Origin of the sequence: Streptomyces sp. ALI-76-A, from assembly GCF_030287445.1 — a bacterium.
Taxonomy (GTDB): domain Bacteria; phylum Actinomycetota; class Actinomycetes; order Streptomycetales; family Streptomycetaceae; genus Streptomyces.
In genome coordinates this window covers 1,201,405-1,224,958 of record NZ_JASVWB010000004.1, presented here as the reverse complement: position 1 = coordinate 1,224,958, position 23,554 = coordinate 1,201,405, and the positions used below count along the sequence as shown (strand labels likewise).

The following is a 23,554-nucleotide window of genomic DNA, read 5'->3' as shown; positions in this document are numbered from 1 at the left end:
GTTCCCCCGCTGCGCGGGAGTGGCTGACTAGCAGGTCAGGGCGGGTTGACGTGGTTTCAGGTTCACTGGTTCGGCCGCTGCCTGGTCGGCGTAGTGCTTCTCTTCGAACTCGATGGGGCTGAGGTAGCCGAGGCGCTTTTGGATGCGGCGGGGGTTATAGAAGCCGTCGATGTACTCGAAGAGCACGAGATTCGCCTCGGCCCTGGTCGCGAAGACGCGGCCGCGGATGCACTCGGTCTTGATCAGCATCCACAGGTTCTCCGCCAGGGCATTGTCGAAGGAGTCGCCGACCGAGCCCATGGACGCTTGAACGCCTGCTCCGACCAGGCGGGTTGTGAGCTTGATGGATGTGTATTGGGCTCCGTGATCGGCATGGTGGACGAGTTCGCCGGGGGTGACCTCGCGGCTGGCCAGCGCGTACTCGAGGGAGGTGAGGACCAGGTCGGCGTCCGCGCGGGCGGAGGTCTCCCAGGCCACGACTCTGCGGGAGAAGGCATCGCGGATCGCCGACAGCCACAGTGGCCCCTGCAGAGTGGGGATCATGGTCAGGTCGGTGACCCACAGCCGGTTCGGCGCGGATGCCGTGAAGTCGCGTTGCACCAGGTCAGGGGCAGGGTCGGCGTCCGGGTCGCGGCGGGTGAAGCTCTGGCTCCTACGGGGCTGATCCCGGCCAGACCGGCCTGACGCATGAGCCGCTCGACCCGCTTGCGGCCGACATGGACACCCTCACGCTTCAGGACGGCATGAATCCTGGGCGATCCGTAGATCCCGCCGGAGTCCTGGTGGATCTTCCGGATCTGCCCGGTCAGCTCGGTGTCCTTGAGGATCCGTTCGCAGGGGTCCTTCTCGGCCTGACGCCAGCGGTAGTAGGTGGAGGAGGGGATGTGCAGTTCCCGCAGGACGGGCTCGACCCCCAGGTGCGGGTGCTCGTCGAGGAGCGCTCTCACCTGGGCCGGGTCGGGTCGAGCTGCGCGGCGAAAAAAGCCGAGGCCGTCCGCAGGACCTCGTTCGCCCGGCGCAGGTCCCGCACCTCGCGCCGCAGCTGGGCGAGCTCGTTCTTCTCTTCGGTCGTGAGCAGGTCGTCCCGCTCGCCGGCGTCGGCCTCGGCCTGCCGGATCCAGTTCCGCAGGGCTTCGTGATGCACGCCGAGTTCCTCGGCCATCCGGCGGATCACGGGCTCCGGCTCGGCAGTCCGGTACATCCGCACCGCACGCTCACGCAACTCCAACAGGTACTTCCTCGGGGCAGGCATCGTCTGGGCTCCTCTCATACGACCCATCTGACCTGCTGTCATCTTTCCCCGCATCTCGGGGAAACCTCAGGGATGGGATGAGGTTCCCCCGCTGCGCGGGAGTGGCAGGGGAAGGGCGTCCATGTACGCGTTGGCGGGCTTGTCGGCCTTCCTCACCGCGCGGGCGTCGAGCGCGACCGGGGCGGAGCTCGTCCCGAGCGTTCCGCCCGCGTGCCAGTCCCCACCACGGTCACCCAGGTGTCGGCGGGCAGGTTCTTGGCCTTGCGGATCCGTACCTTGACGGACTGCACGTCCGCCGCACAGCAGTTGATCATGAGGCGGGTCAGGTACCAGCCCTCGCCCTGCTCGCCGGGGGTGACGAAGCCGGTCATCTGGACCTTGCGTTCCTTGATGGCCTGGCCGCGGTCCTGCTGGATGCGGCGGGTGAAGTCGCTCAGGGTCATCGGCAGCGGCGAGAGAGAAGGCAACGGATCGAACTCGTCCTGCTGGGCGATGGTTTGGGGGGTGCCTGGCGGGCGGCGGTGTAGGCGCCCAGGCTCGGCGAAGCGAAGAACAGCAGGCTCAGCGCGGGAAGGAACAGCAGCCACGCGGCACACGCGAAGCGAGTCCCTGATGAAGGGTGTACCGGCAGAACATTCCTATGGCCGTGTGAGGGACGTACCGTCGAAGCCATGGACAACCGTGAGGAGGTCCGCGAGTTCCTCACCTCGCGGCGCGCGAAGATCACCCCCGACCAGGCCGGACTGCTGTCCGGCAACCGGCGCAGGGTGCCAGGACTACGCCGCAGTGAGGTCGCGGCGCTGGCCGACATGAGCGTTGAGTACTACGCGAAGCTGGAGCGCGGCAACCTCGCCGGAGTCTCCCCGGCTGTCCTCGAAGCCTTGGCCCGCGCCCTGCGACTCGATGACGCCGAGCGCGCCCACCTGGTGAACCTGTCCCAAGCTGCCAACGGCTCCGACGCCCTCACCCGGCCTCGCCGCCGACGTACCAAGGACCAGTGGAAGCCGCACCGCAGCCTGCAATGGACACTCGACGCCGTCACCGCCGGGCCCGCGTTCGTCCGCAACGGTCGGATGGACATCCTCGCCGCCAACCAGCTCTTCCGCGCCTTCTACACCGACCTCTACGCCACGCCCGGCAATCAGCAGAACCTGGCCCGCTTCACCTTCCTCGACCCCTCCTCCCGCCGCTTTTACCCGGACTGGGATGCCTTCGCCGACGTCTCCGTCGCCATCCTGCGCACCGAAGCCGGCCGCAATCCCCGTGACAAGTACCTGCACGACTTGGTCGGCGAACTGTGCACCCGTAGTGACGAGTTCCGCACCCGGTGGGGTACGCACAACGTCCGCCACCACGGCACCGGCACCAAGTACTTCCACCACCGCGCCGTCGGGGACCTCACCCTCGCCTTCGAGGGCCTTGAAATGGCCGCCGACCCCGGCTTCACCCTCACCATCTACACCGCCGAACCCGGATCACCCTCCGAAGAGGGACTGCGACTCCTCGCCACCTGGGCCGCTACCGAGGAAGCCGCCCTGGACACGGAACGGTCCGCAGCCCGCTGAACGCCGACGGCGCCGACCTCGTTGGGTCCGGCGCCGTCGGCGTGCCGTTCTCCCACTCCCCAGCCGGACCCGCGTGGCGCCTTTCGGGGCCCACCGGCACACCGGGTCTATCTCAGGGTGACCTCGGTGCGCTGCGGGTAGGCGTCGAGCAGCCCGTCCTGCGCGTGGGCGTCGTGGACCGAGGAATGGATGTCATCCTCCGGTTCACGGTGGAAGAAGAATCCGCCGGATCCTCGGCTCGCAGGCTCGCTGCCCTCGGCCGGCCAGACCTGGGTCATGTAGCCGGCACGGAGGTCGTCGGGAGCGTACGGGCCGTTGGCGAACCCCATCAGGGTCGGCACCCAGCCCGGGGCCACCGCGTTGACGCGGACCCCGGAACAACGCCGGGCGACGGCCATGGCAAGCGTCCGGATCTGGAGTTTGCTGTCGTCGTAAGTGACGTCGGTGCCGCCCTCACGCAGCTCGTCGAGCTCGAGGCCGCCGCCCAGGTGCAGGTCGGAAGTGAGGTAGATCGACTGCTGGGGAGCATCGACCAGGCTCGTCACGAGGTATGGAGACGGGGAGCTGACGTTCAGGGTCTCCGCGTTCCCCGCGCCGTACTCAGTGGCCCGAAGTTCGGGCCGCAGCCCCCGCTGAAGGGTGCTCTGTCAGTACACCCCACGACAGGGACTCCCTTCTGCCCCGCGAGAGGAGGTTCGCTGGACGCCGAACACCCCAAGCCCTCTGGAAGGATCGATTCGGCATGCGCTTCATCACGATCGCGGCACCGCTGGCCGGCACCAGCATTCGTCGCGTCAGGCTGGCGACGGCGTCCCTGGTCTCCGCGGCGATGCTCATCTTGTTCTCGGCGGGTGCCGCTCAGGCGCATCACGGATTCGACGACTTCGACACCGACCGCCCCCACTACATAGCGGGCACCGTCTCGCAGGTCCGCTGGGGCGAGCCGCACTCCTACTTCACCGTGACCATCGACAGAGATCTACCCGCTGACACGCCCGAGCGTGATCTGCCTGACGGGCTGCGGGACGCCGCCGACAGCGACCCGATCAACGCCGCACCGTCCTACAGCGGTTCTCACGACCAGCTGGAAGTCACCATCGCACCGCCGAGTTTCACAGGAATGTGGGGCCTCGACCGCGAACTCGAGGACGGCGAGCGGATCGAGGCCGTCGGCTACGTCGGCAGGAGTCATGACGACGAGTTCCGTCCGGTCGTGTTCTGGGTCGAGGACGGGAAGCCGGTCAACCAGGTGCTCAACGAGGAGCTGCCGGCGACGCCGCTGCCGGTCCCGTATCCGGAGGACGACGCACCGGCCGCTGACGCCGACCAGGAGTCCCCGTCTGCCTCAGCGGACTCCGACGACACATCCCCGATGGCGGTGTGGGCCACGGTCGGTGGCGTACTGGTCGCGGTCGTCGCAGGTGGAGCCTTCTACCTGCGCGCCCGGTCGCGCCGGGCGTGAGGGCGCTCGTCATGGACAATGTCTTCTCCTGGCTGGAGGACAGCTGGTTCGCCGAGTCCGTCCGTGGCACGGCCTACCTGTATCCGATGCTCGAGAGCGTCCACATCATCAGCATCGCCCTCCTGATCGGCCCGGCAGCAGCCTTCGATCTCCGGCTGCTGGGGCTCGGTCGGGGGGCACTGCGGGTGACGACCGCGGCCACCTACCTCCTCCGCCTGTCGCACCTCGGCTTCGTGATCGCGGCAGTCACCGGTGTGGCCATGTTCCTGCCCGGCGCGAGCCTCATCGCCGACCGTGGCAGTGCTCCCTGGAAGCTCGGCCTCATCCTGCTCGCAGGCCTGAACATCCTGATCTTCCATCGGCGGACCTACCGCAGCGTGGCCGACTGGGACACGGACCAGCCGACACCTGCCGCCGCCCGCCTCGCCGCGGTCGTCTCCCTCACCTCGTGGTCAGGTGTCACGATCGCCGGGAGACTACTGGCCTACACCTGACCGCCAGAGCTGCCTTCGATCCTACAGCTCGCACGGCCGCCGCCTCGTCTCCACCCACGTCGACGGCGTCACCGTACGGGACGCACACCGGCGGCGCCTGACCGCGGGGAACGATGCTGGCGTGTGGGACGAACTGCACCACGCGCAGCGGGCCGCCGACATCCTCCTGAGGCACTGTCACGTTGTTGGGTGTGTGAAGACGGCGAAGGTCCCGAGCCCGCCCGTGCCCGGTGTCGTTACGTCACGGGCGTGCCCGAAACCGTCGACGACACGGCAGACAGACCGGCGGCGCATCGGCACAGCCCCACTCACTGCCGCGTGTATCACCTTGAGTCGGTACCGACCTGTGGGGTTCCTCGGCTGCCGCCGGGGACCCCACAGGGTGGGTGAGGTGTCAGTTCTTGCCGAGCAGGCGCCAGATCTGGTTCCTCTTGGTGTCCAGTGCGCCCGCGGGGTCGCAGGTCCACTGGTGGATCTTCGCACCGGGTGTGGTCGAGATCTGGCTGACGTCGACGCACTTGCCGCTGTGGGCCGCGACGAGCTGATAGTCCTGGCTGTTGCCGAGCGCGGTCACCGGGCGGAGCGTGAACTGCTGGTTGGTGCCGCCACTGCAGGTCCACTGGATGACGGCGGCGCCGTCGGCGGTGGACGCGTTGTTGACGTCCAGGCACTTGCCGCTGTGCTGGTTGACCACGGTGTACGTGTCCGGCTTGCCGCTCACCGGCTTGAAGTCGAGCATCTGCTGGTAGCCGCCCTCGCAGTGGTACTGCTGGTACCGCGTGCCGTTGGCCGTGGACAAGTTGGTGTCATCCAGGCACTGCCCACTGTGCTGGGAGACCGCGACCGTGGAGACAGCTGTGTTGGACGGCGGAAGCAAGGTGACCGTGTAACCGTCCCTGGCGTCCGTCCACGGAACGTTGACCGAGGCGGAGTTGGTGCTGACCGTCAGGTTCTGGTCGGAGACGGTGACCGGACCGGTCACGGCGCCACCGCCATTGTTCGGGACGCGCTGAACTATCGCGCGGACCTGCCCGTTCTCCACGACGGAGGTGGCGTCGAGACGGTCCAGGCGGACGGTCACATTGCCGGTGTTGTTGTTGCTGCCCAGCAGGATCTTCGCGTTCTTGGCCGTGTTGTCCTTGGTCGCCAGGCCGTCGGTGCCGGTGCCCGGCGTGACCTTGACGATGTTGCCGCTCTGGGAGCCGTAGTAGCGGTACAGGAACCACTCGCCCAACGGCAGGTACTGACTGCCGGTCTTGGTGAGCAGATTGGCCTGGAAGTCGTGCAGGTTACCGGCGGAGGCCCAGTTCGCGCGCAGACCGTCCGCTCCCGCCCGCTCCAGACGCGAGATGTACCAGCCGCCACGCCCGGGGTTCTGCTCGTCCGTGTTGCCGTACTCGTTCACCTGGAACGGACGACTCGTCGTCATCGACCGGGCCGACAGCTTCGACCTCACCGCGCCCGCGTCGGCGACCGGGTCACCCGGCAGGTCGTGCCAGCTGTAGATGTCCGGCGCGACGTTGTTGGCCTTGACGTAGTCCAGGTACGTGTTCCACCAGCCCGAGCCGTTCGAGGCGGGCTTGAACGCGGTGCTGGGGCCGACGACGACAGCGCCCGGGAAGGCGGCACGGATCTTCTGGTAGGCGCGCTTCCACATCTCCAGGTACTGGGCCTGCGTCCGCCCCCAGAACGGGGTCCAATCGGGTTCGTTCCAGATGTCCCACTGGATGTCGGTCATGCCGGCCGCCTGCGCGTCGGCGATGAGGCGGTCGTAGAAGGAGTCGAAGAGGGACCAGTCGCCGTTGTCACCGGGGAAGGTGGGGCTGGTGGTCCCGTCGGCACCCCACAGGTCGTGCGGCAGGATGACGAAGGTCCCGCCGAGTGCCTTGGTGCGCTGGTACTGGGCGAGGGTGGAGTTCCACCGGCGGTCGTACTTGCCGGCGACCCAGCCACCTGGGTTGTCCAGCTGTGCACCGCCGGCCCGCATGAGCTTCCACTTGATGTCCTTGTAGAAGTGCTCCGCGGGCAGTGAACCGTCCTCGGTCATCCCGTAGATCGTGCCCGAGGCATTGTAGGCGGGGGCGCCCCCGGCGGTCGCGAAGTCCACGGTCACGGTGGTGTCGGCGGCCTGCGCCACGGTGCCGGGCAGAGCGACGGCCGCGAGTGACGCGAACAGTGCGGCGAGCGCGGTGGACGTACGGAAACGACGGCCTGCCGTGCCAGTACGTCCGGGATCGCGTCTGAGCCGGGGAAGAAGGCTGAGTGAGCGCATTGCGGATCTCCCGAGGGTGGGTGCTCCTGGGCGCGGTTCGGCCCAGGAAATGTTCACCCGCCGATTGCCTCGGCGGGTGCGGCGCGCCGGAGTTCGTGGGCTTCGGCGAGAAGGAGGTAGCTGCTGGCGGTCCAGGTGTAGGCACGGTCGCGTAGACCCGCCCCGGTCAGTGCGTCGAAGTTCTCCGCGAACCCGTAGGTCTCGCACAGGGCGCGGAAACGGGCGCTGATCTCGTCCGCCAGGCGCTGGTGGCCAGAGCGGCGCAGGCCGTCCTCGACGAGGACCGTGGCGGGGGCCCAGATCGGGCCGCGCCAGTAGCCGTCGGAGAGGTAGTGCGGCGATGTGGGAAGTTCGGTGGCCAGGCCGTGCGGGGTCAGGTGGGCCTCGATACGGTCGGCCAGCACGCTGCTGACGCTTTCGGGCAGGTGCTCGCCCAGCGCGATGGGCATCAGGTCGAGCAGGCTGGAGCTGCTCCAGGTGTCCTGGCTGTCCATGCCACGGGCGACGAACCGCTCGCCGGTCCAGAGCTGGTCGAGCATCGCGGCCTGGGTCGCATCGGCCGTACGCGTCCAGGCGCGGGCGTCGTCGGGTCGGTCCAGTTCGGCGGCCAGGTCGGCCAGTTCACGCAGTTGGAGGATGAGGAAGGCGGCCAGATCGGCGGTGACGATCACGCGTTCGGGGTCGAAGGTGGTGGCGTTGTCCCAGCCGCTGTCGTTGCCATGCTGGTAGTGGGGCAACGCGGCGCCGGGGGCGCGGCGTGCGGTGAGCCAGAAGTCCGTCCAGCGGGTCACTCTCTCGTACACCTCGGCCAGTTCGGTCCGGCCGAGAGGTTTCGGAAGCCGTTGACGCAGCTGCCGCAGGGCCCAGCCGTGGATGGGGGGTTTGACGAAGTTGTGGAGGACCTCGGAGTGGGTGACCGAGTCGGGCAGCGCGCCGCTGTCGTCCTGGTGGTCGAAGGGCAGCGAGAACTGGTCCCAGGCGAGGCCGGGGTATCCGGGGGCCAGGGCGAGGGCGTTGAAGCAGTGGTCCCAGCTCCACACCTTGTCCATCCAGTGCTTGGACATCAGCACCGCGGGGCGGGTGACCAGACCCGCCGGGCGTACGGTCGCGGACCACACCACGTAGGCGGCGAGTTCGGCGGCCGGGGTGGCGGCCGAGCGCCACGGGGCGACCGTGTCGACGAACTCCGCGAACGACTGCCGCGCGGCCTCCACGACCTCGCCGAACGCCGCCGACGAGCGGTAGGGCTGTCGCGCACTGTCGAGTTCTTCGACCGCTACCTCCCACGAGCCGTCGACCGCGGCGGTGACGGTGAGACCGCGGTCACCGGCGCCCAGGGCCTGGGCACCGGACACGTCGGCTACCGTGCCGGACAGCACGGTGATCCGGTAGCGGCGCCCGGTCTCGTAGGAGGTGAACACGTGCGCCTCGGTGGCCGGGTCGCGGTAGAAGTACGTGCCGCTGAAGGGGGTCAGGGTGTGTGCCGCGGCGCTGATGCCAAACCCGAGACCGGTGCCATGCACGCGCACGGTGTCCGGCGACTCGTAGGCGAGGTCGATGCGCCCGTCCGTGCCGGTCCAGTTGAGCAGGCCCGGTGTCGCCTCGACGCGGGTCTCGGCCCGCTCGCCCGTCGCCGCGCCGAGGGGGACGAGGCGCAGGACGGCGTGCATGCCGTTCTGGTGTGAGACGAGGTGGAGGTCCTCGGCGCGCGTCTTCTCCGCCAGCACGGGAGAGATGCCGAACCAGGAGCCGTGCGTGCTGAAGGGAATGTCGTGGACGGAGAAGGCTGTGCCGGATGGGGCGGCGGTCATGAAGCGGCACTCATTTCTTGAGCGGAGGGGGCGGCGTTCCGCCTGGTGGGGCGACGGCGCTCGCACGGCGGCTCATGGAGAGGCCGGCTGCGTGCGGGCGGTGCGGTGTCAGTCCTTGACGGCGCCGGCGGTCACGCCGGCGGCGACGTAGCGCTGGGCGAGGACGAGGATGACCGCGGCGGGCAGCGAGGCCACGACGGCGGTGGCCATGATGGCGTTCCACTCCTGGTTGTTGTTGCCGATGTACTGGTAGATGCCGAGGGTGATCGGCTGGTGGGTGCCACCGGCCGCGAGGGTGCTGGCGAAGATGAAATCGGACCAGGACCACAGGAACGCGAACAGGGACACCGTGACGATCGAGTTGCGGCTCATCGGCAGGACGATCGACCAGAAGGTGCGCAGCGGTCCGGCTCCATCTGTCTTGGCAGCCTGGAGGAGTTCGCCGGGGATGCCGGACATGAACGCTGTGAAGATGAGTACGGCGAAGGGGACGGCCAGGGTGGAGTCGGCGACGATCAGGCCGGGGACGGACTGGAGCAGGCCGAGCTGGAGGTAGATGGCGTAGAAGCCCATCGCCATGATGATGCCGGGGATCATCTGGGCGGCCAGGAGGGCGAAGTTGAGGATGCCGCCGCCGCACGGGCGCAGTTTGGCCAGCGCGTAGCCGGCGGGTGCGGCCAGGGCCAGGGTCAGGGCCACGGTGCCCAGGCCGATGACGAGACTGGTGCCGAGGTAGGGCAACTGCTGGTCGACGACGGCCCGGTAGCCCTCCAGGGTGGCGTGGGCGGGGAAGAGGTCCGGTGGACTCTTGCGCATGTCCTGGTCGCGGGTGAGGGACACGTTCAGCATCCAGTAGACCGGGAAGAGCATGACCGCGGTCAGCAGGAGGCCGATGGCCGTCTTCCAACCCGTACGGTTGCTTCGGTTCATGACAGTTGCTGCTTTCGCTGGACCCTCATGTAGATGAGGCCGAAGACCAGGGCGGCGACGACGAGCAGGTTCCCGACGGCCGCTCCGGGGCCGAAGGCGGGCAGCAGGTTGCCGAAGCCGAGCTGGTAGGACCAGGTGGCGAAGGTGGTGGACGAGTCCGCGGGACCGCCCTTGGTCATGATCCAGATGATGTCGAAGACCTTGAGCGTGTAGACCAGGCCCAGCAGCAGGGTGATCGCGGACACCGGGCGCAGCAGCGGGAAGGTGATGCTCCAGAACCGCCGCCAGGAGCCGGCCCCGTCGAGAGCCGCCGCCTCGTACAGACCGACGGGAATGGACTGCAGACCGCTGTAGAGCACCACCAGGTTGAACGGGACACCGATCCAGACGTTCGCGATGATCACCGAGGCCAGCGACCAGGACGGCGAGGTCAGCCAGTTCACCGGACCGATGCCGACGGCGTGCAGTACGGCGTTGACGATGCCGGAGTCGCTGTTGAGCATCCACGACCAGGTGGACGCCGACACGATCAGCGGCAGCAGCCACGGCACCAGAAACAGGGCACGCAGGGTCGCGGAGAGCCGGAAGTGCTGGTGGAAGAAGACCGCGAGCGCCAGGCCGATCGCGTACTGGAAGACCAGGCACACGGCGGTGAACACCACGGTGTGCAGCAGGGCGGGGGCGAACGTCGGGGCGTCGAAGACGGCCCGGTAGTTCGCCAGGCCCGTGAACGGCGCGTCGCCCTGGACGAAGGAGCGGACGGTGTAGTTCCGCAGGCTCAGGTCGATGTTGCGGTAGAGGGGATAGGCGTAGAAGAGGGCGAGGTAGAGGGTGACCGGGGCGAGGAATGCCCAGGCGACCCACTGCTGGGAGGTGGGACGCCGTCGCGTGGTGGCGCGGGCAGGGGGCGGAGCGGCGGCGGCCGCCCCGTTCCCCTCGCGTGCCGCCAGCGGGTCCTGCGCTTGCGTCGTGCGGTTCATCAACGGGCCTCTGGCGCTGGTTACTTGACGGCCGACTGAGCCGAGCCGAGCGCGTCCTTCGGCGACGCCGACCCGCTGAGGGCGGACTGGACGGCCTTCCACAACTGCTCGGAGATCTTCGGGTACTTGGTGCCGAGGTCGTCACTCGTACGTCCCTTGGCCGCCTTGACCGCGTCGACCCACGGCTTCAGCTCGGCGTTCGCCGCGACCTGCTTGTCCTGGACCTCGGTGGTGGGGGCGACGTAGGACAGGGTGGTGTCGGTGGCGAGGAGGTTGTCGGTGCTGGTCAGGCAGGTCACGAGCTTCTGTGAGGTGGCGTAGCGGCCGGTCTCTCCCTGGACCGGGACGGTGACGAACTCTCCGCCGGTCGGGGCGGCCGCGTTGCCGCCGTCGGCACCGGGGACGGGGATGACCCCGTAGTCGAAACCGGCCTTCTCGGCGTTGGCGAGCTGCCAGGTGCCGTTCTCGGCGAACGCGTAGTCGCCGCTCGCGAACTCCTGCCAACTGGTCGTCTGGGTGTTGTTGATCACCGAGTTGGGGGCGTAGCCCTCGTCCAGCCAGTTCTTCCACAGCGACAGCGCGGACACGGACTCGGCCGAGCCGATGTCGGTGAGCTGGGCGCCCGAGCCCCAGAACCACGGCAGGAACTGGAAGCTGCCCTCCTCGGTTCCGATCGCCGAGAAGGTGATGCCCTTCTTCCCGGCCTTCTCGACCTTCGCCAGCGCCGCCGTCAGCGAGTCCCAGTCCTTCACGGACTCGATGTCGACGCGGGCTTCCTTGAGCACCTCCTTGTTGTAGTAGAGGGCGAGGGTGTTGGCGCCGACCGGCGTGCCGTACGTCTTCCCGCCCGACTGACCCGCTCCGAGCAGGTTGGCGTCGACGGCAGAGGTGTCGATCTTGTTGTCGTCGGTCGTGGTCAGCACTCCTGCCTCGGCCAGGGTGGAGACGACCGGGTTGTCGACGATGAGGACGTCCGCGGAGTTGTCCTGCTGCGCCGCGAGCAGCGCCTTGTTCGTCAGGTCGCTGGTGTCGAACGCGGTCCGCTTGATCTTCACTCCGGCCTTGGTGCCGCAGTCGTCCAGCAGTTTCGCCCACGCCGAGCCCCTGTTGAACTGCGGGTACGGGTCCCAGATCGTGTACGTACCGCCGTCCGCGGCCTTCGTGGAGGTGTCGCCTGAGCCGGAGGAGCACGCGGTGGCGCCGGCGGTGACGGTGACGACGGTCAGGACTGCGGCGGTGAGACGCCGTCTGGCAGATCGGTTCATGGCGTGTCCTCATGGGTTTTGGCACAGGTGTGCCCTGGGATCGGCACGGGTGTGCCCTGGGAGGGGTGATCGGGGGCCGCTGGGCTCGCCGAACCCGGGCGGTGAGTTGCTCAGCCGGCCGGTATGGGGTGCGGAGGGTGAAAGGGAGTGGTGCGGGCGGATGGTCAGGGGTGAATGGGGGTGCCGGAGTCCGGAGCCGGGTCGGCGGGCCCGGTGCCGACAGGGGCGGTGCTCGCCCGCAACGAGATCGGCGGGGCGAGCAGGTGATTCCGGGCCGGTGTGCCGGGGTGGTCGAGCCGCTCGACGAGCAGCTCGACAGCGAGGCGGCCCATCTGTTCCGCCGGTACGTCCGCCGCGGTGAGCTGCGGGGTCACCGTCTCCGCCCACCGGCTGGCCACGACCCCGGTGACCGAGAAGTCGCGCGGTACATGTCGGCCGGCCTGGGCAAGCCCACGGTAGAGGCCGCCGAGCGCGGCCTCGTTCAACGTGACGAGGGCCGTGGTGGCGGGCTCGTCGTGCAGGATCCGCTCCAGACAGGCCAGGCCCGCGGCGGCGTCGTCCCCACAGCAGTACGTCCGGACGGTCAGCCCACGTTCCGCCGCGGCCTTGGTGAACCCGTCCAGCCCCCGGTGGGCGGACTCGTACCCGGCCCGCAGGAGCTGCTCGGGCCGGTTGACGAAGGCCACCCGACGGTGGCCCAGGTCCGCCAGGTGGTGCACACAGGCCGCCGCCAGTGCCGTGTGGTCCAGGCCCACCCACCAGCTGCCCTCCGGGTGGGCGGTGCGGCCGATGGCGACGGAGGGGAAGTCCACCGCGGTGAGGTGGTCGAGCCGGTCGTCCTGCAGCCGGATCTCCATCAGGATCGCACCGTCGACCCGCCGCTCGCCCAGCAGCCGCTGGAACGAGCGGTCGCTGTCCACACCGCTCGGAGAGAGCAGCACGTCGTAGTCGTAGGCCGCGGCGGCCTCGGTGACGCTGCCGATGAAATCCAGCTGCATGCCGGTGTAGTGGTTCCCGGCCGGCGGGAAGACCAGACCGATGGTGTTGGTCCGGCCGTTGGCCAGGGCCCGCGCACTCGCGTTGGGCTGATAGCCCAGCTCGTCGATGACCCGCTGGATCTTCTGCCGGGTGTCCTCGGACACCGGGCGCTTCCCGCTCAGCGCGTAGGACACGGTGCTCCGCGAGACACCGGCCCGCTTGGCAATCTCACCGATGTTCACGGGGGGCTCCTTGCCGAGATCGGTCGAACCGGTTCGATGATTCCAGGGAAGGAAATCGGCCAGATGGTGGCCGTCGAACCGGTTCGCGTGAAGTGAAGGTAGGAGTAACCCGGACGGGTGTCAACGTCCCGTACCGAATTTTTCGTAACGGCCCGGAAACGTCAGCGTGCGGTGGTCTGGCGCCTGGGCTACCTCGGCGTACCTCCGCTCACCGGGCAGGTCAGGAGCCGGGTTCGACGGACTTGGGCGCCCTGACCCCGTCAGGGCGGGCGGCCGTGCGCGGCCGAAGAGATTCGTGTCGGGGGTATTGCTGGCCGGTTTCCTCGATGCTAGCTTCCCCGAACCGGTTCGACAAAGCATCGAGGGGCCATGACCGCCATCGAGACGTCACACGTCCATCGGGGCGTCTCCGAAGGGCCCCCATGCACCCGCTCACTGGAGAACGTTGCCGGACGAGAAGCGTTGTCCCGGTCGTCATGCCGTCGCCCGGAGCTCCCGGCCGGACGTCTCGCTCCTGGGCCCGTGGTCGCCGTCCGCATGATCGGCGCGGTCGGCGCGGTCGGCGCGACGATGACGGCGTAAGCCGGTAGGCCCGGCTCCCTGCGACCGGCCTCTTGGGTGCCCCTGGATCCCCGAACAGCCCAATTCCCGCCGTGTGTGGGCGAGCACCAATACGTGGGGAATGTAATGGTATCGGAGGAGTTGTCTTCAGTTCCGGATCAGAGGAGGCGGAATGCCGCAGGGCGGAGTCGACGATGACGTCGCGTGCGCTGTCGCAACAGCGGATGCGTGCGTGGCCTCGCGCAGCCCAGGGCGTGACTTCGGTCAGCTGAGCGCGGTTGCCGACGCCGTTCTGTATGAGGGCTACCTGCTCTACCCCTACCGCCGCTCGTCGCCCAAGAACCGGGTGCGCTGGCAGTTCGGCGTGCTCTTCCCGCGTGACTGGGTGGAGCGGGAGGGGGTGGTGACTCCCGGCATCTCGGGATCCGCCGACTCCTGGTACCAGCGGACCGAGTGCCTGCTACGGGTCCGGCAGCCGCGGGCGGTGGTGCGCGTGCGGGTGCGGTATCTGCAGATGCAGCACAAGCAGGTGGAGGAGGCCGGCCAGGACGGCAGGCACCGTCCGGTCGAGTCGCTGCGCGCGGACGACGGCACACTGCATCTGACCTTCGACGAGGCGGTACCGCGCGAGACGGAACTCGTCGTACGTCTGGACGATCTGCTTGGGCAGGAGTCCGCCGTTCTGGTCGGCTCACCGGCCGGGGAGGAGATCGAAGAGTTCCCCGGTGGCCTCGGTCGGGTGGTACGGCGGCGCGCCGCCGTGCGGGCGAGAACGACCGTCATCGCCGAGCGGCTCGGGGACGACGTCTGCCGGCTTCGGATCCGTACCGAGAACACAGGGACGGCACCGGACCCACGGGCCGTTCGCGATGAGGCGCTGCGTGACGCGCTCATCGCGACGCACACGCTCGTCGGCGGCGACGGCGTGGAGTTCGTCTCGCTGATCGACCCGCCCTCGGGCCTGCGCGAGCACGCCCGAGAGTGCCACAACGCGTTCACCTTCCCCGTCCTGGGTGGGCTTTCACTCGAGGACGCCCCGGGTGAAAGCCCCGGAGGGACCCCGGACGGGGCCTGTGGTCCCACCCTCATCTCCGCACCGATCATCCTGTCCGACTGCCCGCAGGTGGCGCCGGAGAGCCCGGGCGACCTGCACGACGCCGCGGAGATCGACGAGATCCTGACGCTGCGCACGTTGCTGCTGACCGACCAGGAGAAGCGCGAGGCGCGCGCCACCGACCCACGTGCCGCCCGGATCCTGGACCGGGTGGAGGCCATGCCCCCGGAGGTCTTCGCCCGGCTGCACGGCACCATTCGTTCACTGACCCATGCCGCGCCGTCGGATCCCGCCCCCTCCGCGGCGGCCGCCGCGCCCACGACTTCCCCGGGACCCGCGTCCGCGGCGAGGGCCGACCGGCTCGCATGGTGGCAGGAGGGCGCCGACGACGGCCTGTCGCCCACGACCGACACGGTGTCGGTGGACGGCGTACCGCTGGGAGCCGGCAGCCGGGTACGGCTCCGCCCCCGGGGCCGGGGTACCGACGCCCAGGACATGTTCCTGGCCGGACGGACCGCGCAGGTCGCGGCCGTCTTCCACGACGTGGACGGCAGCGTGCACCTCGCCCTGACAGTGGACGGCGATCCCGCGGCCGAACTGAACGGCTGGTACGGCCGCTTCCACTACTTCCGGCCCGACGAACTCGAGCCGCTGGAGGCCCCGATGTCCCCGGACACCGCGGGTGGGGCGAAGCCGCTCGAGCCGTCCCGGCCGCCGCGGGAGCGGCCCGAGCAGCCGGCCGGCGGGCCGGCAAAGAGGCGGCCCCATGGACCTGCCTGAAATCGCGGCACCGGATCACCGGACGGCCGACCGGCTGTTCCGAAGGCTGTCCCGGCGCCCGGCACCGGAAGAGCGAACCCGCCCGCTCGCCACGCGGCTGCGGCCCGAGGGCGAGCAGCTGGTCCACGACCACCACGACGACGGACGGACCGCACCGGTCCGACCGCACCCCCACACCCGGGACCGTCCACCCGCGCTCAGCGGGCCGTCGGCCGCGGCGTACGACCGACTCGGGGACCGACTGCAGCGGAGGCTGACGACATGACCATCGACAGCGGCACGCATGACGTTGCCACCGAGCCGAGCCGTGCCGAGGCGCGTGACGGCTTCGACGAGATCACCATCCTCTGGATTTCCGAAGGGATGAGCTGCGACGGCGACTCGGTGTCGCTGACCGCGGCCGGCCAGCCCGCCATCGAGGACCTGGTCCTCGGACTCATCCCGGGCCTGCCAAAAGTGAACCTGCACAACAAGGTGCTCTCACCGAGTCTCGGCGGCGAGGACTTCCTCGCTCCGTACCGCGCGGCTGCCCGCGGCGAACTCTCGCCGTTCATCCTGGTCATCGAGGGTTCGATCCCGAACCAGAACATCATCGAGGGCGACGGGTACTGGACGTCGTTCGGCAACGACCTGGAGACCGGTGAGCCCCTGACCCTCAACTGGTGGATCGACCGGCTGGCCCCCAAAGCCTGGGCGGTGGTCGCCGCAGGCACCTGCGCCACGTACGGCGGTATCCACGCGATGGCGGGCAACCCCACCGGCTGCATGGGTCTGGCCGACTACCTCGGCTGGGACTTCACGTCGCAGGGCGGCCTCCCGATCGTGAACGTCCCCGGCTGCCCGATCCAGCCGGAGAACTTCATGGAGACCCTGCTCTGGGTCCTCTACCACGGGGCCGGAGCCGCCCCGGCGCCCCCGCTGGATCAGATGCTGCGCCCGCAGTGGCTGTTCGGGAAGACCGTGCACGAGGGCTGCGACCGCGCTGCGTACTACGAGCAAGCCGACTTCGCCCGGGACTACAACTCCCCCAAGTGCCAGGTGAAGGTGGGCTGCTGGGGCCCCGTCGTCAACTGCAACGTGCCCAAACGCGGTTGGATGGGCGGCCTCGGCGGCTGCCCGAACGTCGGCGGCATCTGCATCGGCTGCACCATGCCCGGCTTCCCCGACGCGTTCATGCCGTTCATGGACGAACCGCCCGGCGGCAGCTTCTCCTCCCTCATGATCAAGCCTTACGGGGCCTTCGTCCGGAGGATGCGCGGCATCACCAACGCCGTCGTCAACCGCGAACCCAAGTGGCACCACAACAAGCAGGAACTCACCTCCGGCTACGACCCCTACTGGCGCCCGTGACCTGTGGCCCGGCAGCTCCTGCCGGGCCGCACCCGCGTACGCACGCTCCCCTCTCCAACTCCAACCGTCCGACGCATCGCGCAGCGAGAACAGGAACGCACATGACCACAACCGCGGACCGGGCCGGGGCCACCGAGCGAAAAGCTCCGCAGATCGTGGACATGTCGTGGGACCCGATCACCCGGATCATCGGCAACCTCGGCATCTACACGAAGATCGATTTCGCCAACCAGGAAGTGGTGGAGTGCCGCAGCACCTCGTCCCTCTTCCGCGGCTACTCGGTGTTCATGAAGGGCAAGGACCCGCGCGACGCGGGCTTCATCACCTCACGCATCTGCGGCATCTGCGGCGACAACCACACCACGTGCTCGAACTACGCGCAGCAGATGGCCTACGGCATCAAGACGCCGCCGCTGGCCGAACACATCGTCAACCTCGGCGAGGCCGCCGAGTACATGTTCGACCACACGATCTTCCAGGACAACCTCGTCTTCGTCGACTTCTGCGAAGCGATGGTCAAGGCCACCAACCCGAGTGTGCTGGCCCGGGCCGAACGGACCCCGGCCCCCCGTGGGGACATCCACGGCTACCGGACCATCGCCGACATCATGCGTGCCTTCAACCCCTTCGAGGGTGAGGTGTACCGGGAGGCCCTGAAGGTCAGCCGGATCACCCGTGAGATGTTCTGTCTGATGGAGGGGCGCCACGTCCATCCGTCGACGATGTACCCCGGCGGCGTCGGCACGATGCCGCAGCCGAACACCTTCACCGACTACCTGTCGCGCCTGACGAGGGTCATCGACTTCGTCAAGGAGGCCGTGGCGCTGAACGACGACGTCTTCGACTTCTTCTACGAGGCGCTGCCCGGGTACGAAGAAGTGGGCCGTCGGCGCATCATGCTCGGCTGCTGGGGCGCCTGGCAGGACCCGGCCGTCGTCGACTACCGCTACGAGAACATGAACCACTGGGGCAAGGCGATGTACGTCACCCCGGGCATCATCGTCGACGGCAAACTGGTCACCAACAACCTCGTCGACATCAACCTCGGCATGCGCATCCTGCTGGGCAGCTCCTTCTACGACGACTGGGAGCGCCAGGAGCCCTTCGTCACCCACGACCCGCTCGGCAACCCGGTCGACATGCGCCACCCGTGGAACCAGACCACCGTCCCGGTGCCCCAGAAGCGCGATTTCGACGCCAAGTACAGCTGGGTGATGAGCCCGCGCTGGTATCACAAGGAGAGTGATTCCCACCTCGCCCTCGACACCGGTGGCGGCCCGCTCGCCCGGCTGTGGTCCACGGCCCTGAACGGGCTGGTCGACACGCCCTACATCAAGGCCACGGGGCACAGCGTGCGGATCTCGCTGCCGAAGAGCGAGAAGCTGCCGGAGACGACTCTGGAGTGGCAGATCCCCCAGTGGAGCAACACCATCGAACGCAACCGTGCCCGGCCGTACTTCGTCGCCTACGCCGCGGCCATGGCCTTCCAGTTCCTGGAGGAGGCGATGCAGATGATGCGCGCCGGGGAGACCAAGGTGTTCCAGGACTTCGAGGTGCCCGACGAGGCCGTCGGAGTCGGCTTCCACGAGGCGGTGCGCGGGGTTCTCTCGCACCACCTGGTGATCAAGGACAAGAAGATCGCCAACTACCACCCGTACCCGCCGACCCCCTGGAACGCCAGCCCGCGTGACAGCTACGGCACCCCCGGCCCGTACGAGGACGCCGTCCAGGGCCAGCCCATCTTCGAGGAGAACGGGCCGGACGACTTCAAGGGCGTCGACATCATGCGCACCGTGCGCAGCTTCGACCCCTGTCTGCCCTGCGGTGTGCACATGTACCTGGGCAAGGGCAAGACGCTCACCACCATGCACTCCCCCACCTACGGGGCGTCCCATGACTGAGCCCGCACCCGCGGCGGTCGCGGAACCGAGTGAGGGCGCCGGGCCGGCCCTCAGGCTGGACGACGGCGAGGTGGCGGCGCGGATCGCCCGTATCGACGAGCTGTTGGAGAAGGTGCAGATCGCGCCCGGGCCCATGGCGCAGACGGCCATCGACGCCGTCCGTGTGCTCACCGAGGTCTACGGCGAGGCGCTCGCCCGGGTGCTGGACCACGCGGACGCCGCCCTGGCCGAGCGTCTCACCGAGGACGAGCTCCTCGGCCACCTGCTGGTGCTGCACGACCTGCACCCCGAACCACCCGATCGCCGCGCCGCCCGTGCCGTCGAGCGGCTGCGGCCCGCCGTGCGGGAGCGCGGCGGCGACGTGACGCTGGACAGCGTCGAGGGACCGGTTGCCCGCGTGCGGCTGCGCACCGCCGGCTGCGGCTCCGGGTGCGGCTCGGCGTCCACAGGGGTCGAGGAAGCCGTACGGGAGGCCGTGCTCGCCGTGGCACCGGAGCTGACGAGCGTCGAAACGGTGCCGGAGACGGAGTCCCGGCAGCCCGCGTTCGTGCCCGTCGACTCACTGATGCGCCGACCCGCCGCGCCGCAGGGATCCACGTGACCGCCGGCGGCGCCCTGGCCGCGCTCATCCGCTCCTCCGCCGACCGACGGGTGGGCGGCCCCGAGGAGCGGTGCGACCTGTGCGCGGCACCGCTCGCCGGCGACCACCGACACGTGTACGAAACCGGCCGCGAGGAAGCCCTGTGCGCCTGCCCGGCGTGCTCGGTGCTGTTCGCGGACAGCGGCGCGGGCGACGGCCAGTACCGGCTGATCCCGCAGCGGCGGGTGAAACTGCCACCGGTCGAGACGGGACCGCTCGGGGTGCCCGTCGGCCTGGCGTTCTTCGTGCCCCGGCAGGACGGCACGGTCGTCGCGCACTACCCGAGCCCGGCCGGGGCCACCCGGTGGGAGGTGGATGCCTCGGCGTGGCGGGAGGCGGTGTCGGAGTGTCCGGATCTCGCCGGCGTGGTACCCGAGGTCGAGGCGCTGCTGGTGAACACCTCCCGGAACCTGCGGCACCACTGGATCGTGCCGGTCGACGAGTGCTTCCGACTCGTCGCCCTCGTCCGCCGGGAGTGGCGGGGGCTGTCCGGCGGTGGCCGGGTCTGGCCCGCCGTCGAGGAGTTCTTCGCCGGGCTGGCCGAACGGCCGTGACCGGCGTGGCAAGGACAACAGGAGCCACCGCCGCGACCCCGCGGCGGAGCACCGGAGGAAAGGAGCACAGCATGGGCACGATCAAGGTCGGCAAGCGCCAGGCGAAGCCCACCACGCCCACGCACGTCAAAGGCCTCCACCAGGGCAACAGGGGCCCGCGCCACCACCAGCCCGGGCACCACGAGGACGGCACGGCCGACGCGCGCCGCTCCACCGGGATCCACTGGAAGCGGCACAACAGGGTCATGGACAGCATGCCGAGCATCTCCCCGGGCTGAACCCCGCGGTCGGGCACGGCACGATGAACACGAAAGCAGGGAGTGGCGATGAACGCCAAACGGATTGTGATGGCGGAGGCGGCGGTGCTCGGCGGAGCGGCTCTCGCGCTGCTGGTCGCGGAGTTCCCGGGAATCGTGCGGGAGGTCCGGTTGTGGCGCATGGCCGGCTTCCGCCGGCCCGGCCCCGGCAACCCCCTCCGAGCCAGGCGTGCATGAGCTGTCGATCGCGACCGCGATCGTGGAACAGGCCACCGAGCTCGCGCGGGCGGACGGGACGGAGTCCGTCTCGGCGGTGACCGTACGGGTCGGTGAGCTGGCGGGCGTGGTGCCCGAGGCCCTCGAGTTCGCCTTCGAGGTGGCCCGTGACGGCACCGCCCTCGCCGCGGCCCGGCTCGTCGTCGAGCAGGTGCCCGCCCGCGCCTGGTGCGAGCCGTGCGCCGCGGAGTTCCCGGTGGGCATGCCCCCGTTCTTCTGGTGCCCGGATTGCCACCGCCCCGCCCCGACGCTGCGCAGCGGCCGGGAACTCCAGATCACCGGGGTCGAGCAGGCACCGGTGCCGTCCTGACCGGACAACGGGTACGGCCCTGACGGTGCGGGTGATGTCACCCCTCCGTCAGGGCCGTTCGGCGTGCCGGACGCGTCAGCAGATACGCGGCAGCTGTTCCCCCAGGGGCATGTCCACGACTCGGGTGCCGCCCAGGCCGGTGGAGACCACCACCATGCCGGGATGCTCGGCGACGCACTCGCCGATGAGCGCGGCGCCCGCGCCCTGCGGGTGGGCGCGCATCGCGGCCAGGACCTCGTCGGCCGCCGGGCGGGGTACGAAGGCGACCAAGCGGCCCTCGTTGGCCACGTACAGCGGGTCCAGACCCAGGAAGCCGCAGGCGTTGGCGACGGCGTCCGGCACCGGGATGGCCCGCTCGCGCAGCCGTACACCGGTGCCGGAGATGCGGGCGATCTCGTTGAGCGACGCGGCGAGGCCGCCCCGGGTGGGATCCCGCAGCACGTGCACGTCGGGAGTGACCGCGAGCATGGCCGACACCAGGCCGGCGAGGGGCGCCGTGTCACTGGCCACCTCGGCGCCGAAGTCCATGCCCTCTCGTACGCTCATGATCGCCACGCCGTGCAGGCCGATCGGGCCGCTGACGATGACGGCGTCGCCTGGCCGCGCGCGCTGCGGGCGGATGTCCACACCGTCCGGGACGAGCCCGATCCCGGCGGTGGTGACGTACACGCCGTCGCCGTGCCCCGCCTCCACCACCTTGGTGTCTCCCGTGACCACCGTGACCCCGGCCGCCTCGGCGGCGGTGCCGAGGGCGCGCGCGATCCGCTCCACCACGGTCAGTTCCACGCCCTCCTCCAGGACGAACGCGGCGGACAGGTGGGCGGGCCGGGCGCCGCTCATGGCCAGGTCGTTCACAGTGCCGTTGACGGCCAGGTCGCCGAGGCTGCCACCGGGGAAGAACAGCGGCCTGACGACGTAGGAGTCGGTGGAGAACGCCAGTCGGACTCCGCCGAGCTCGAGGACCGCGGAGTCGCCGAGCGCGGCGAGAATGGCGTTGCCGTACGCGGGCGTGAAGACCTGCTCGACGAGTTCGGCGGACAGGGTGCCGCCTCCCCCGTGTCCCATCACCACGATCGGCTGGTCGCGCAAGGGGGCCGGGCACGTCCAGTCCGCGGGGTCGACGGGTGCCGAGGGGTCAGCGAGTTCAGCCAACGGGGTTCATCTCCTCCTGCGGGGCCCGGGTGCCGTCCGGCACCGGGCCGTCCATGCGGCGGTACAGGTAGTAGGCGGCGCAGGCGCCCTCGCTGGAGACCATGGTGGCGCCGAGCGGGGTGCGCGGAGTGCAGTCGGTGCCGAAGGCGGGGCACTCGACCGGCTTGATCAGTCCCTGCAGCACGTCGCCGCTGCGGCACGCCGCGGGTTCCTCGGTGCGGATGCCGGTGACGTCGAAGCGGTGTTCGGCGTCGAAGGCGCGGTAGGCGTCCGTCAGCCGCCAGCCGCTGGCGGGAATGCGCCCGATGCCGCGCCAGGACCGGTCGGTGACCTCGAACACCTCCTCGATCATGCGCAACGCGGCCGGGTTGCCCTCCTCGCGCACCGCGCGGGCGTAGGCGTTCTCCACACGGTGTTCGCCGCGCTCCAGCTGGTGCACCGCGAGGCGGATGCCTTCGAGGATGTCCAGCGGTTCGAAGCCGGTCACGACGAGGGGTACCCGATGGCGTGCGGCCAGGCCCGGGTATTCGGCCATGCCCATCACGCTGCACACGTGCCCGGCGGCAAGGAAGCCCTGCACCCTGCACGTGGGGGCCGTCATGATGGCCTCGATGGCGGGCGGCACCCGCACATGGGAGACCAGAAGGCTGAAGTTGTCGATGCCGAGGCGGCGGGCCTGATGGACGGCCATCGCGTTGGCCGGCGCGGTGGTCTCGAAGCCGATGGCGAAGAACACCACCTCGCGGTCCGGGTGCCGACGGGCGAGCTCGAGCGCGTCGAGCGGGGAGTACACCACGCGGACGTCGCCGCCCTCGCCCTTGACCCGGAACAGGTCCCGGTCGGTACCCGGCACCCGCAGCATGTCCCCGAACGAGCAGAAGACGACCCCGGGGCGGGAGGCGATCTCCAGCGCTTTGTCGATCATCTCCAGCGGGGTGACACACACGGGGCAGCCGGGCCCGTGGATCAGCTCCACCTCGTCCGGAAGCAACTGGTCGATGCCGTGCCGGATGATGGAGTGTGTCTGGCCGCCGCACACCTCCATCAGCGCCCACGGCCGGGTGACCGTCGCGCGGATCTCGTCCAGCAGCCGCCGTGCCAGATCCGGATCGTTGAACTCGTCGATGTACTTCATCGGGCCTCGCTCCCGCTCTCCCCGCGCTCGTCGGTGGCGGGGGCGCGCGGGGCGTCGCTCCCGGCCTGCTGCGCCGCCTGTTGCCAGGCGTCGCCGAACTCCTCCTCGAGGAGCCCGAGTTGCTCGAAGAGCTCCAGGGACGCCCGGGCCGACTCCTCATCCAGCTTCTGGAGGGCGAACCCGACGTGGACGATGACGTACTCCCCGACCCGGACGTCGGACACGTACTCCAGGCATGCCCGCTTCTGCACACCCCCGAAGTCGATCATCCCGGTGAGCGGGTCGGCACGGTCGTCGATGGCCACGACTCTGCCGGGCACTGCCAGACACATG

24 protein-coding genes and 1 pseudogene are annotated in these 23,554 nt (G+C 69.5%); 11 read left to right on the top strand and 14 right to left on the bottom strand.

Going from position 1 to position 23,554, the window contains the following annotated elements:
- Window positions 1-27: 27 nt before the first annotated feature.
- From QQS16_RS41775 to QQS16_RS44205, 4 genes and pseudogenes are all read right to left on the bottom strand, one after another.
- A pseudogene (locus QQS16_RS41775) lies at window positions 28-609 on the bottom strand (IS3 family transposase); the annotation flags it as partial.
- Window positions 546-947 carry an IS3 family transposase gene (locus QQS16_RS41770; RefSeq protein WP_286067869.1) on the bottom strand — a complete coding sequence of 134 codons (402 nt, stop codon included), beginning with the start codon at window positions 945-947 and terminating at the stop codon, window positions 546-548. The pseudogene QQS16_RS41775 and the gene QQS16_RS41770, both read right to left, overlap by 64 nt.
- Window positions 944-1,252 (bottom strand): transposase, encoded by a 309-nt coding sequence (locus QQS16_RS41765; protein WP_286067814.1) that lies wholly within the window; start codon window positions 1,250-1,252, stop codon window positions 944-946. Before QQS16_RS41765 ends, QQS16_RS41770 begins: the two co-directional genes overlap by 4 nt.
- A gap of 152 nt (window positions 1,253-1,404) precedes the next feature.
- Window positions 1,405-1,719, bottom strand: coding sequence for a TIGR03943 family putative permease subunit (locus QQS16_RS44205; protein ID WP_502963982.1), 315 nt, complete (start codon window positions 1,717-1,719; stop codon window positions 1,405-1,407).
- Between the two features lie 204 nt (window positions 1,720-1,923).
- On the opposite strand from QQS16_RS44205, the gene QQS16_RS41755 reads away from it, so the two are divergent.
- Window positions 1,924-2,817, top strand: coding sequence for a helix-turn-helix transcriptional regulator (locus QQS16_RS41755; protein ID WP_286067868.1), 894 nt, complete (start codon window positions 1,924-1,926; stop codon window positions 2,815-2,817).
- Between the two features lie 107 nt (window positions 2,818-2,924).
- Here the strand turns inward: QQS16_RS41755 and QQS16_RS41750 are convergent, their stop codons facing one another.
- Entirely contained in the window at window positions 2,925-3,362 is a 438-nt protein-coding gene (locus QQS16_RS41750) for a Rossmann-fold NAD(P)-binding domain-containing protein (RefSeq protein WP_286067866.1), read from the bottom strand.
- Between the two features lie 197 nt (window positions 3,363-3,559).
- Here QQS16_RS41750 and QQS16_RS41745 point away from each other — a divergent pair, with 197 nt between their 5' ends.
- Window positions 3,560-4,279, top strand: coding sequence for a DUF6152 family protein (locus tag QQS16_RS41745; protein WP_286067865.1), 720 nt, complete (start codon window positions 3,560-3,562; stop codon window positions 4,277-4,279).
- Window positions 4,280-4,290: 11 nt separating this feature from the next.
- Window positions 4,291-4,773 (top strand): hypothetical protein, encoded by a 483-nt coding sequence (locus QQS16_RS41740; RefSeq protein WP_286067864.1) that lies wholly within the window; start codon window positions 4,291-4,293, stop codon window positions 4,771-4,773.
- 394 nt (window positions 4,774-5,167) lie between these two features.
- On the opposite strand, the gene QQS16_RS41735 is transcribed toward QQS16_RS41740, so the two are convergent.
- The 6 genes from QQS16_RS41735 to QQS16_RS41710 form a co-directional block, all read right to left on the bottom strand.
- Entirely contained in the window at window positions 5,168-7,045 is a 1,878-nt protein-coding gene (locus QQS16_RS41735) for an RICIN domain-containing protein (protein ID WP_286067863.1), read from the bottom strand.
- Window positions 7,046-7,098: 53 nt separating this feature from the next.
- Window positions 7,099-8,856 (bottom strand): amylo-alpha-1,6-glucosidase, encoded by a 1,758-nt coding sequence (locus QQS16_RS41730; protein WP_286067862.1) that lies wholly within the window; start codon window positions 8,854-8,856, stop codon window positions 7,099-7,101.
- Window positions 8,857-8,964: 108 nt separating this feature from the next.
- A complete protein-coding gene (locus QQS16_RS41725; protein WP_286067861.1) occupies window positions 8,965-9,786 on the bottom strand; it encodes a carbohydrate ABC transporter permease in 822 nt (273 codons plus the stop codon).
- Window positions 9,783-10,766 carry a carbohydrate ABC transporter permease gene (locus QQS16_RS41720; RefSeq protein ID WP_286067860.1) on the bottom strand — a complete coding sequence of 328 codons (984 nt, stop codon included), beginning with the start codon at window positions 10,764-10,766 and terminating at the stop codon, window positions 9,783-9,785. The genes QQS16_RS41725 and QQS16_RS41720 overlap by 4 nt, the downstream gene beginning before the upstream one ends.
- 20 nt (window positions 10,767-10,786) lie before the next feature.
- Window positions 10,787-12,031 carry a sugar ABC transporter substrate-binding protein gene (locus QQS16_RS41715; protein WP_286067859.1) on the bottom strand — a complete coding sequence of 415 codons (1,245 nt, stop codon included), beginning with the start codon at window positions 12,029-12,031 and terminating at the stop codon, window positions 10,787-10,789.
- A 164-nt stretch (window positions 12,032-12,195) separates the two neighbouring features.
- A complete protein-coding gene (locus tag QQS16_RS41710; protein WP_286067858.1) occupies window positions 12,196-13,251 on the bottom strand; it encodes a LacI family DNA-binding transcriptional regulator in 1,056 nt (351 codons plus the stop codon).
- 733 nt (window positions 13,252-13,984) lie between these two features.
- Between QQS16_RS41710 and QQS16_RS41705 the strand changes: the two genes are divergently transcribed.
- The 8 genes from QQS16_RS41705 to hypA all read left to right on the top strand — a co-directional run bounded on the left by QQS16_RS41705 (window position 13,985) and on the right by hypA (window position 20,934).
- On the top strand, window positions 13,985-15,646 hold the full coding sequence (locus QQS16_RS41705; protein ID WP_286067857.1) for a hypothetical protein: 1,662 nt from the start codon (window positions 13,985-13,987) through the stop codon (window positions 15,644-15,646).
- Window positions 15,647-15,907: 261 nt separating this feature from the next.
- Window positions 15,908-16,996: an NADH-quinone oxidoreductase subunit B family protein gene (locus tag QQS16_RS41700; protein WP_286067856.1), complete on the top strand. Its 1,089-nt coding sequence runs from the start codon at window positions 15,908-15,910 to the stop codon at window positions 16,994-16,996.
- Between the two features lie 101 nt (window positions 16,997-17,097).
- A complete protein-coding gene (locus QQS16_RS41695) occupies window positions 17,098-18,897 on the top strand; it encodes a nickel-dependent hydrogenase large subunit (protein ID WP_286067855.1) in 1,800 nt (599 codons plus the stop codon).
- Entirely contained in the window at window positions 18,890-19,498 is a 609-nt protein-coding gene (locus QQS16_RS41690) for a NifU family protein (RefSeq protein ID WP_286067854.1), read from the top strand. Before QQS16_RS41695 ends, QQS16_RS41690 begins: the two co-directional genes overlap by 8 nt.
- The gene (locus QQS16_RS41685; protein WP_286067853.1) at window positions 19,495-20,091 is read left to right on the top strand and encodes a DUF5947 family protein; all 597 of its coding nucleotides are present in this window, start codon (window positions 19,495-19,497) and stop codon (window positions 20,089-20,091) included. Before QQS16_RS41690 ends, QQS16_RS41685 begins: the two co-directional genes overlap by 4 nt.
- 71 nt (window positions 20,092-20,162) lie before the next feature.
- On the top strand, window positions 20,163-20,369 hold the full coding sequence (locus QQS16_RS41680; protein WP_286067852.1) for a hypothetical protein: 207 nt from the start codon (window positions 20,163-20,165) through the stop codon (window positions 20,367-20,369).
- A gap of 48 nt (window positions 20,370-20,417) precedes the next feature.
- Window positions 20,418-20,585: a hypothetical protein gene (locus QQS16_RS41675; RefSeq protein ID WP_286067851.1), complete on the top strand. Its 168-nt coding sequence runs from the start codon at window positions 20,418-20,420 to the stop codon at window positions 20,583-20,585.
- The gene (hypA, locus tag QQS16_RS41670) at window positions 20,578-20,934 is read left to right on the top strand and encodes a hydrogenase maturation nickel metallochaperone HypA (protein WP_286067850.1); all 357 of its coding nucleotides are present in this window, start codon (window positions 20,578-20,580) and stop codon (window positions 20,932-20,934) included. Before QQS16_RS41675 ends, hypA begins: the two co-directional genes overlap by 8 nt.
- A 75-nt stretch (window positions 20,935-21,009) precedes the next feature.
- Here hypA and hypE read toward each other — a convergent pair whose 3' ends face one another.
- From hypE to QQS16_RS41655, 3 genes are read right to left on the bottom strand one after another with little or no spacing between them, the layout of a single operon-like run.
- Window positions 21,010-22,086 (bottom strand): hydrogenase expression/formation protein HypE, encoded by a 1,077-nt coding sequence (hypE, locus tag QQS16_RS41665; protein ID WP_286067849.1) that lies wholly within the window; start codon window positions 22,084-22,086, stop codon window positions 21,010-21,012.
- On the bottom strand, window positions 22,079-23,221 hold the full coding sequence (gene hypD / locus QQS16_RS41660) for a hydrogenase formation protein HypD (RefSeq protein ID WP_286067848.1): 1,143 nt from the start codon (window positions 23,219-23,221) through the stop codon (window positions 22,079-22,081). The genes hypE and hypD overlap by 8 nt, the downstream gene beginning before the upstream one ends.
- A complete protein-coding gene (locus QQS16_RS41655; RefSeq protein WP_286067847.1) occupies window positions 23,218-23,553 on the bottom strand; it encodes a HypC/HybG/HupF family hydrogenase formation chaperone in 336 nt (111 codons plus the stop codon). Before QQS16_RS41655 ends, hypD begins: the two co-directional genes overlap by 4 nt.
- Window position 23,554 lies beyond the last annotated feature (1 nt).

Bases quoted from the DNA above. Each gene is read 5' to 3' on its own strand.
- QQS16_RS41675 (WP_286067851.1), top strand. From the start codon at position 20,418: ATGAACGCCAAACGGATTGTGATGGCGGAGGCGGCGGTGCTCGGCGGA.
- QQS16_RS41700 (WP_286067856.1), top strand. From the start codon at position 15,908: ATGACCATCGACAGCGGCACGCATGACGTTGCCACCGAGCCGAGCCGT.
- hypD (WP_286067848.1), bottom strand. From the start codon at position 23,221: ATGAAGTACATCGACGAGTTCAACGATCCGGATCTGGCACGGCGGCTG.
- QQS16_RS41715 (WP_286067859.1), bottom strand. From the start codon at position 12,031: ATGAACCGATCTGCCAGACGGCGTCTCACCGCCGCAGTCCTGACCGTC.
- QQS16_RS41725 (WP_286067861.1), bottom strand. From the start codon at position 9,786: ATGAACCGAAGCAACCGTACGGGTTGGAAGACGGCCATCGGCCTCCTG.
- QQS16_RS41745 (WP_286067865.1), top strand. From the start codon at position 3,560: ATGCGCTTCATCACGATCGCGGCACCGCTGGCCGGCACCAGCATTCGT.
- QQS16_RS41735 (WP_286067863.1), bottom strand. From the start codon at position 7,045: ATGCGCTCACTCAGCCTTCTTCCCCGGCTCAGACGCGATCCCGGACGT.
- QQS16_RS41680 (WP_286067852.1), top strand. From the start codon at position 20,163: ATGGGCACGATCAAGGTCGGCAAGCGCCAGGCGAAGCCCACCACGCCC.
- QQS16_RS41705 (WP_286067857.1), top strand. From the start codon at position 13,985: ATGCCGCAGGGCGGAGTCGACGATGACGTCGCGTGCGCTGTCGCAACA.
- QQS16_RS41740 (WP_286067864.1), top strand. From the start codon at position 4,291: ATGGACAATGTCTTCTCCTGGCTGGAGGACAGCTGGTTCGCCGAGTCC.
- QQS16_RS41695 (WP_286067855.1), top strand. From the start codon at position 17,098: ATGACCACAACCGCGGACCGGGCCGGGGCCACCGAGCGAAAAGCTCCG.
- QQS16_RS41720 (WP_286067860.1), bottom strand. From the start codon at position 10,766: ATGAACCGCACGACGCAAGCGCAGGACCCGCTGGCGGCACGCGAGGGG.
- QQS16_RS41655 (WP_286067847.1), bottom strand. From the start codon at position 23,553: ATGTGTCTGGCAGTGCCCGGCAGAGTCGTGGCCATCGACGACCGTGCC.
- QQS16_RS41755 (WP_286067868.1), top strand. From the start codon at position 1,924: ATGGACAACCGTGAGGAGGTCCGCGAGTTCCTCACCTCGCGGCGCGCG.
- QQS16_RS41690 (WP_286067854.1), top strand. From the start codon at position 18,890: ATGACTGAGCCCGCACCCGCGGCGGTCGCGGAACCGAGTGAGGGCGCC.
- QQS16_RS41730 (WP_286067862.1), bottom strand. From the start codon at position 8,856: ATGACCGCCGCCCCATCCGGCACAGCCTTCTCCGTCCACGACATTCCC.
- QQS16_RS41765 (WP_286067814.1), bottom strand. From the start codon at position 1,252: ATGCCTGCCCCGAGGAAGTACCTGTTGGAGTTGCGTGAGCGTGCGGTG.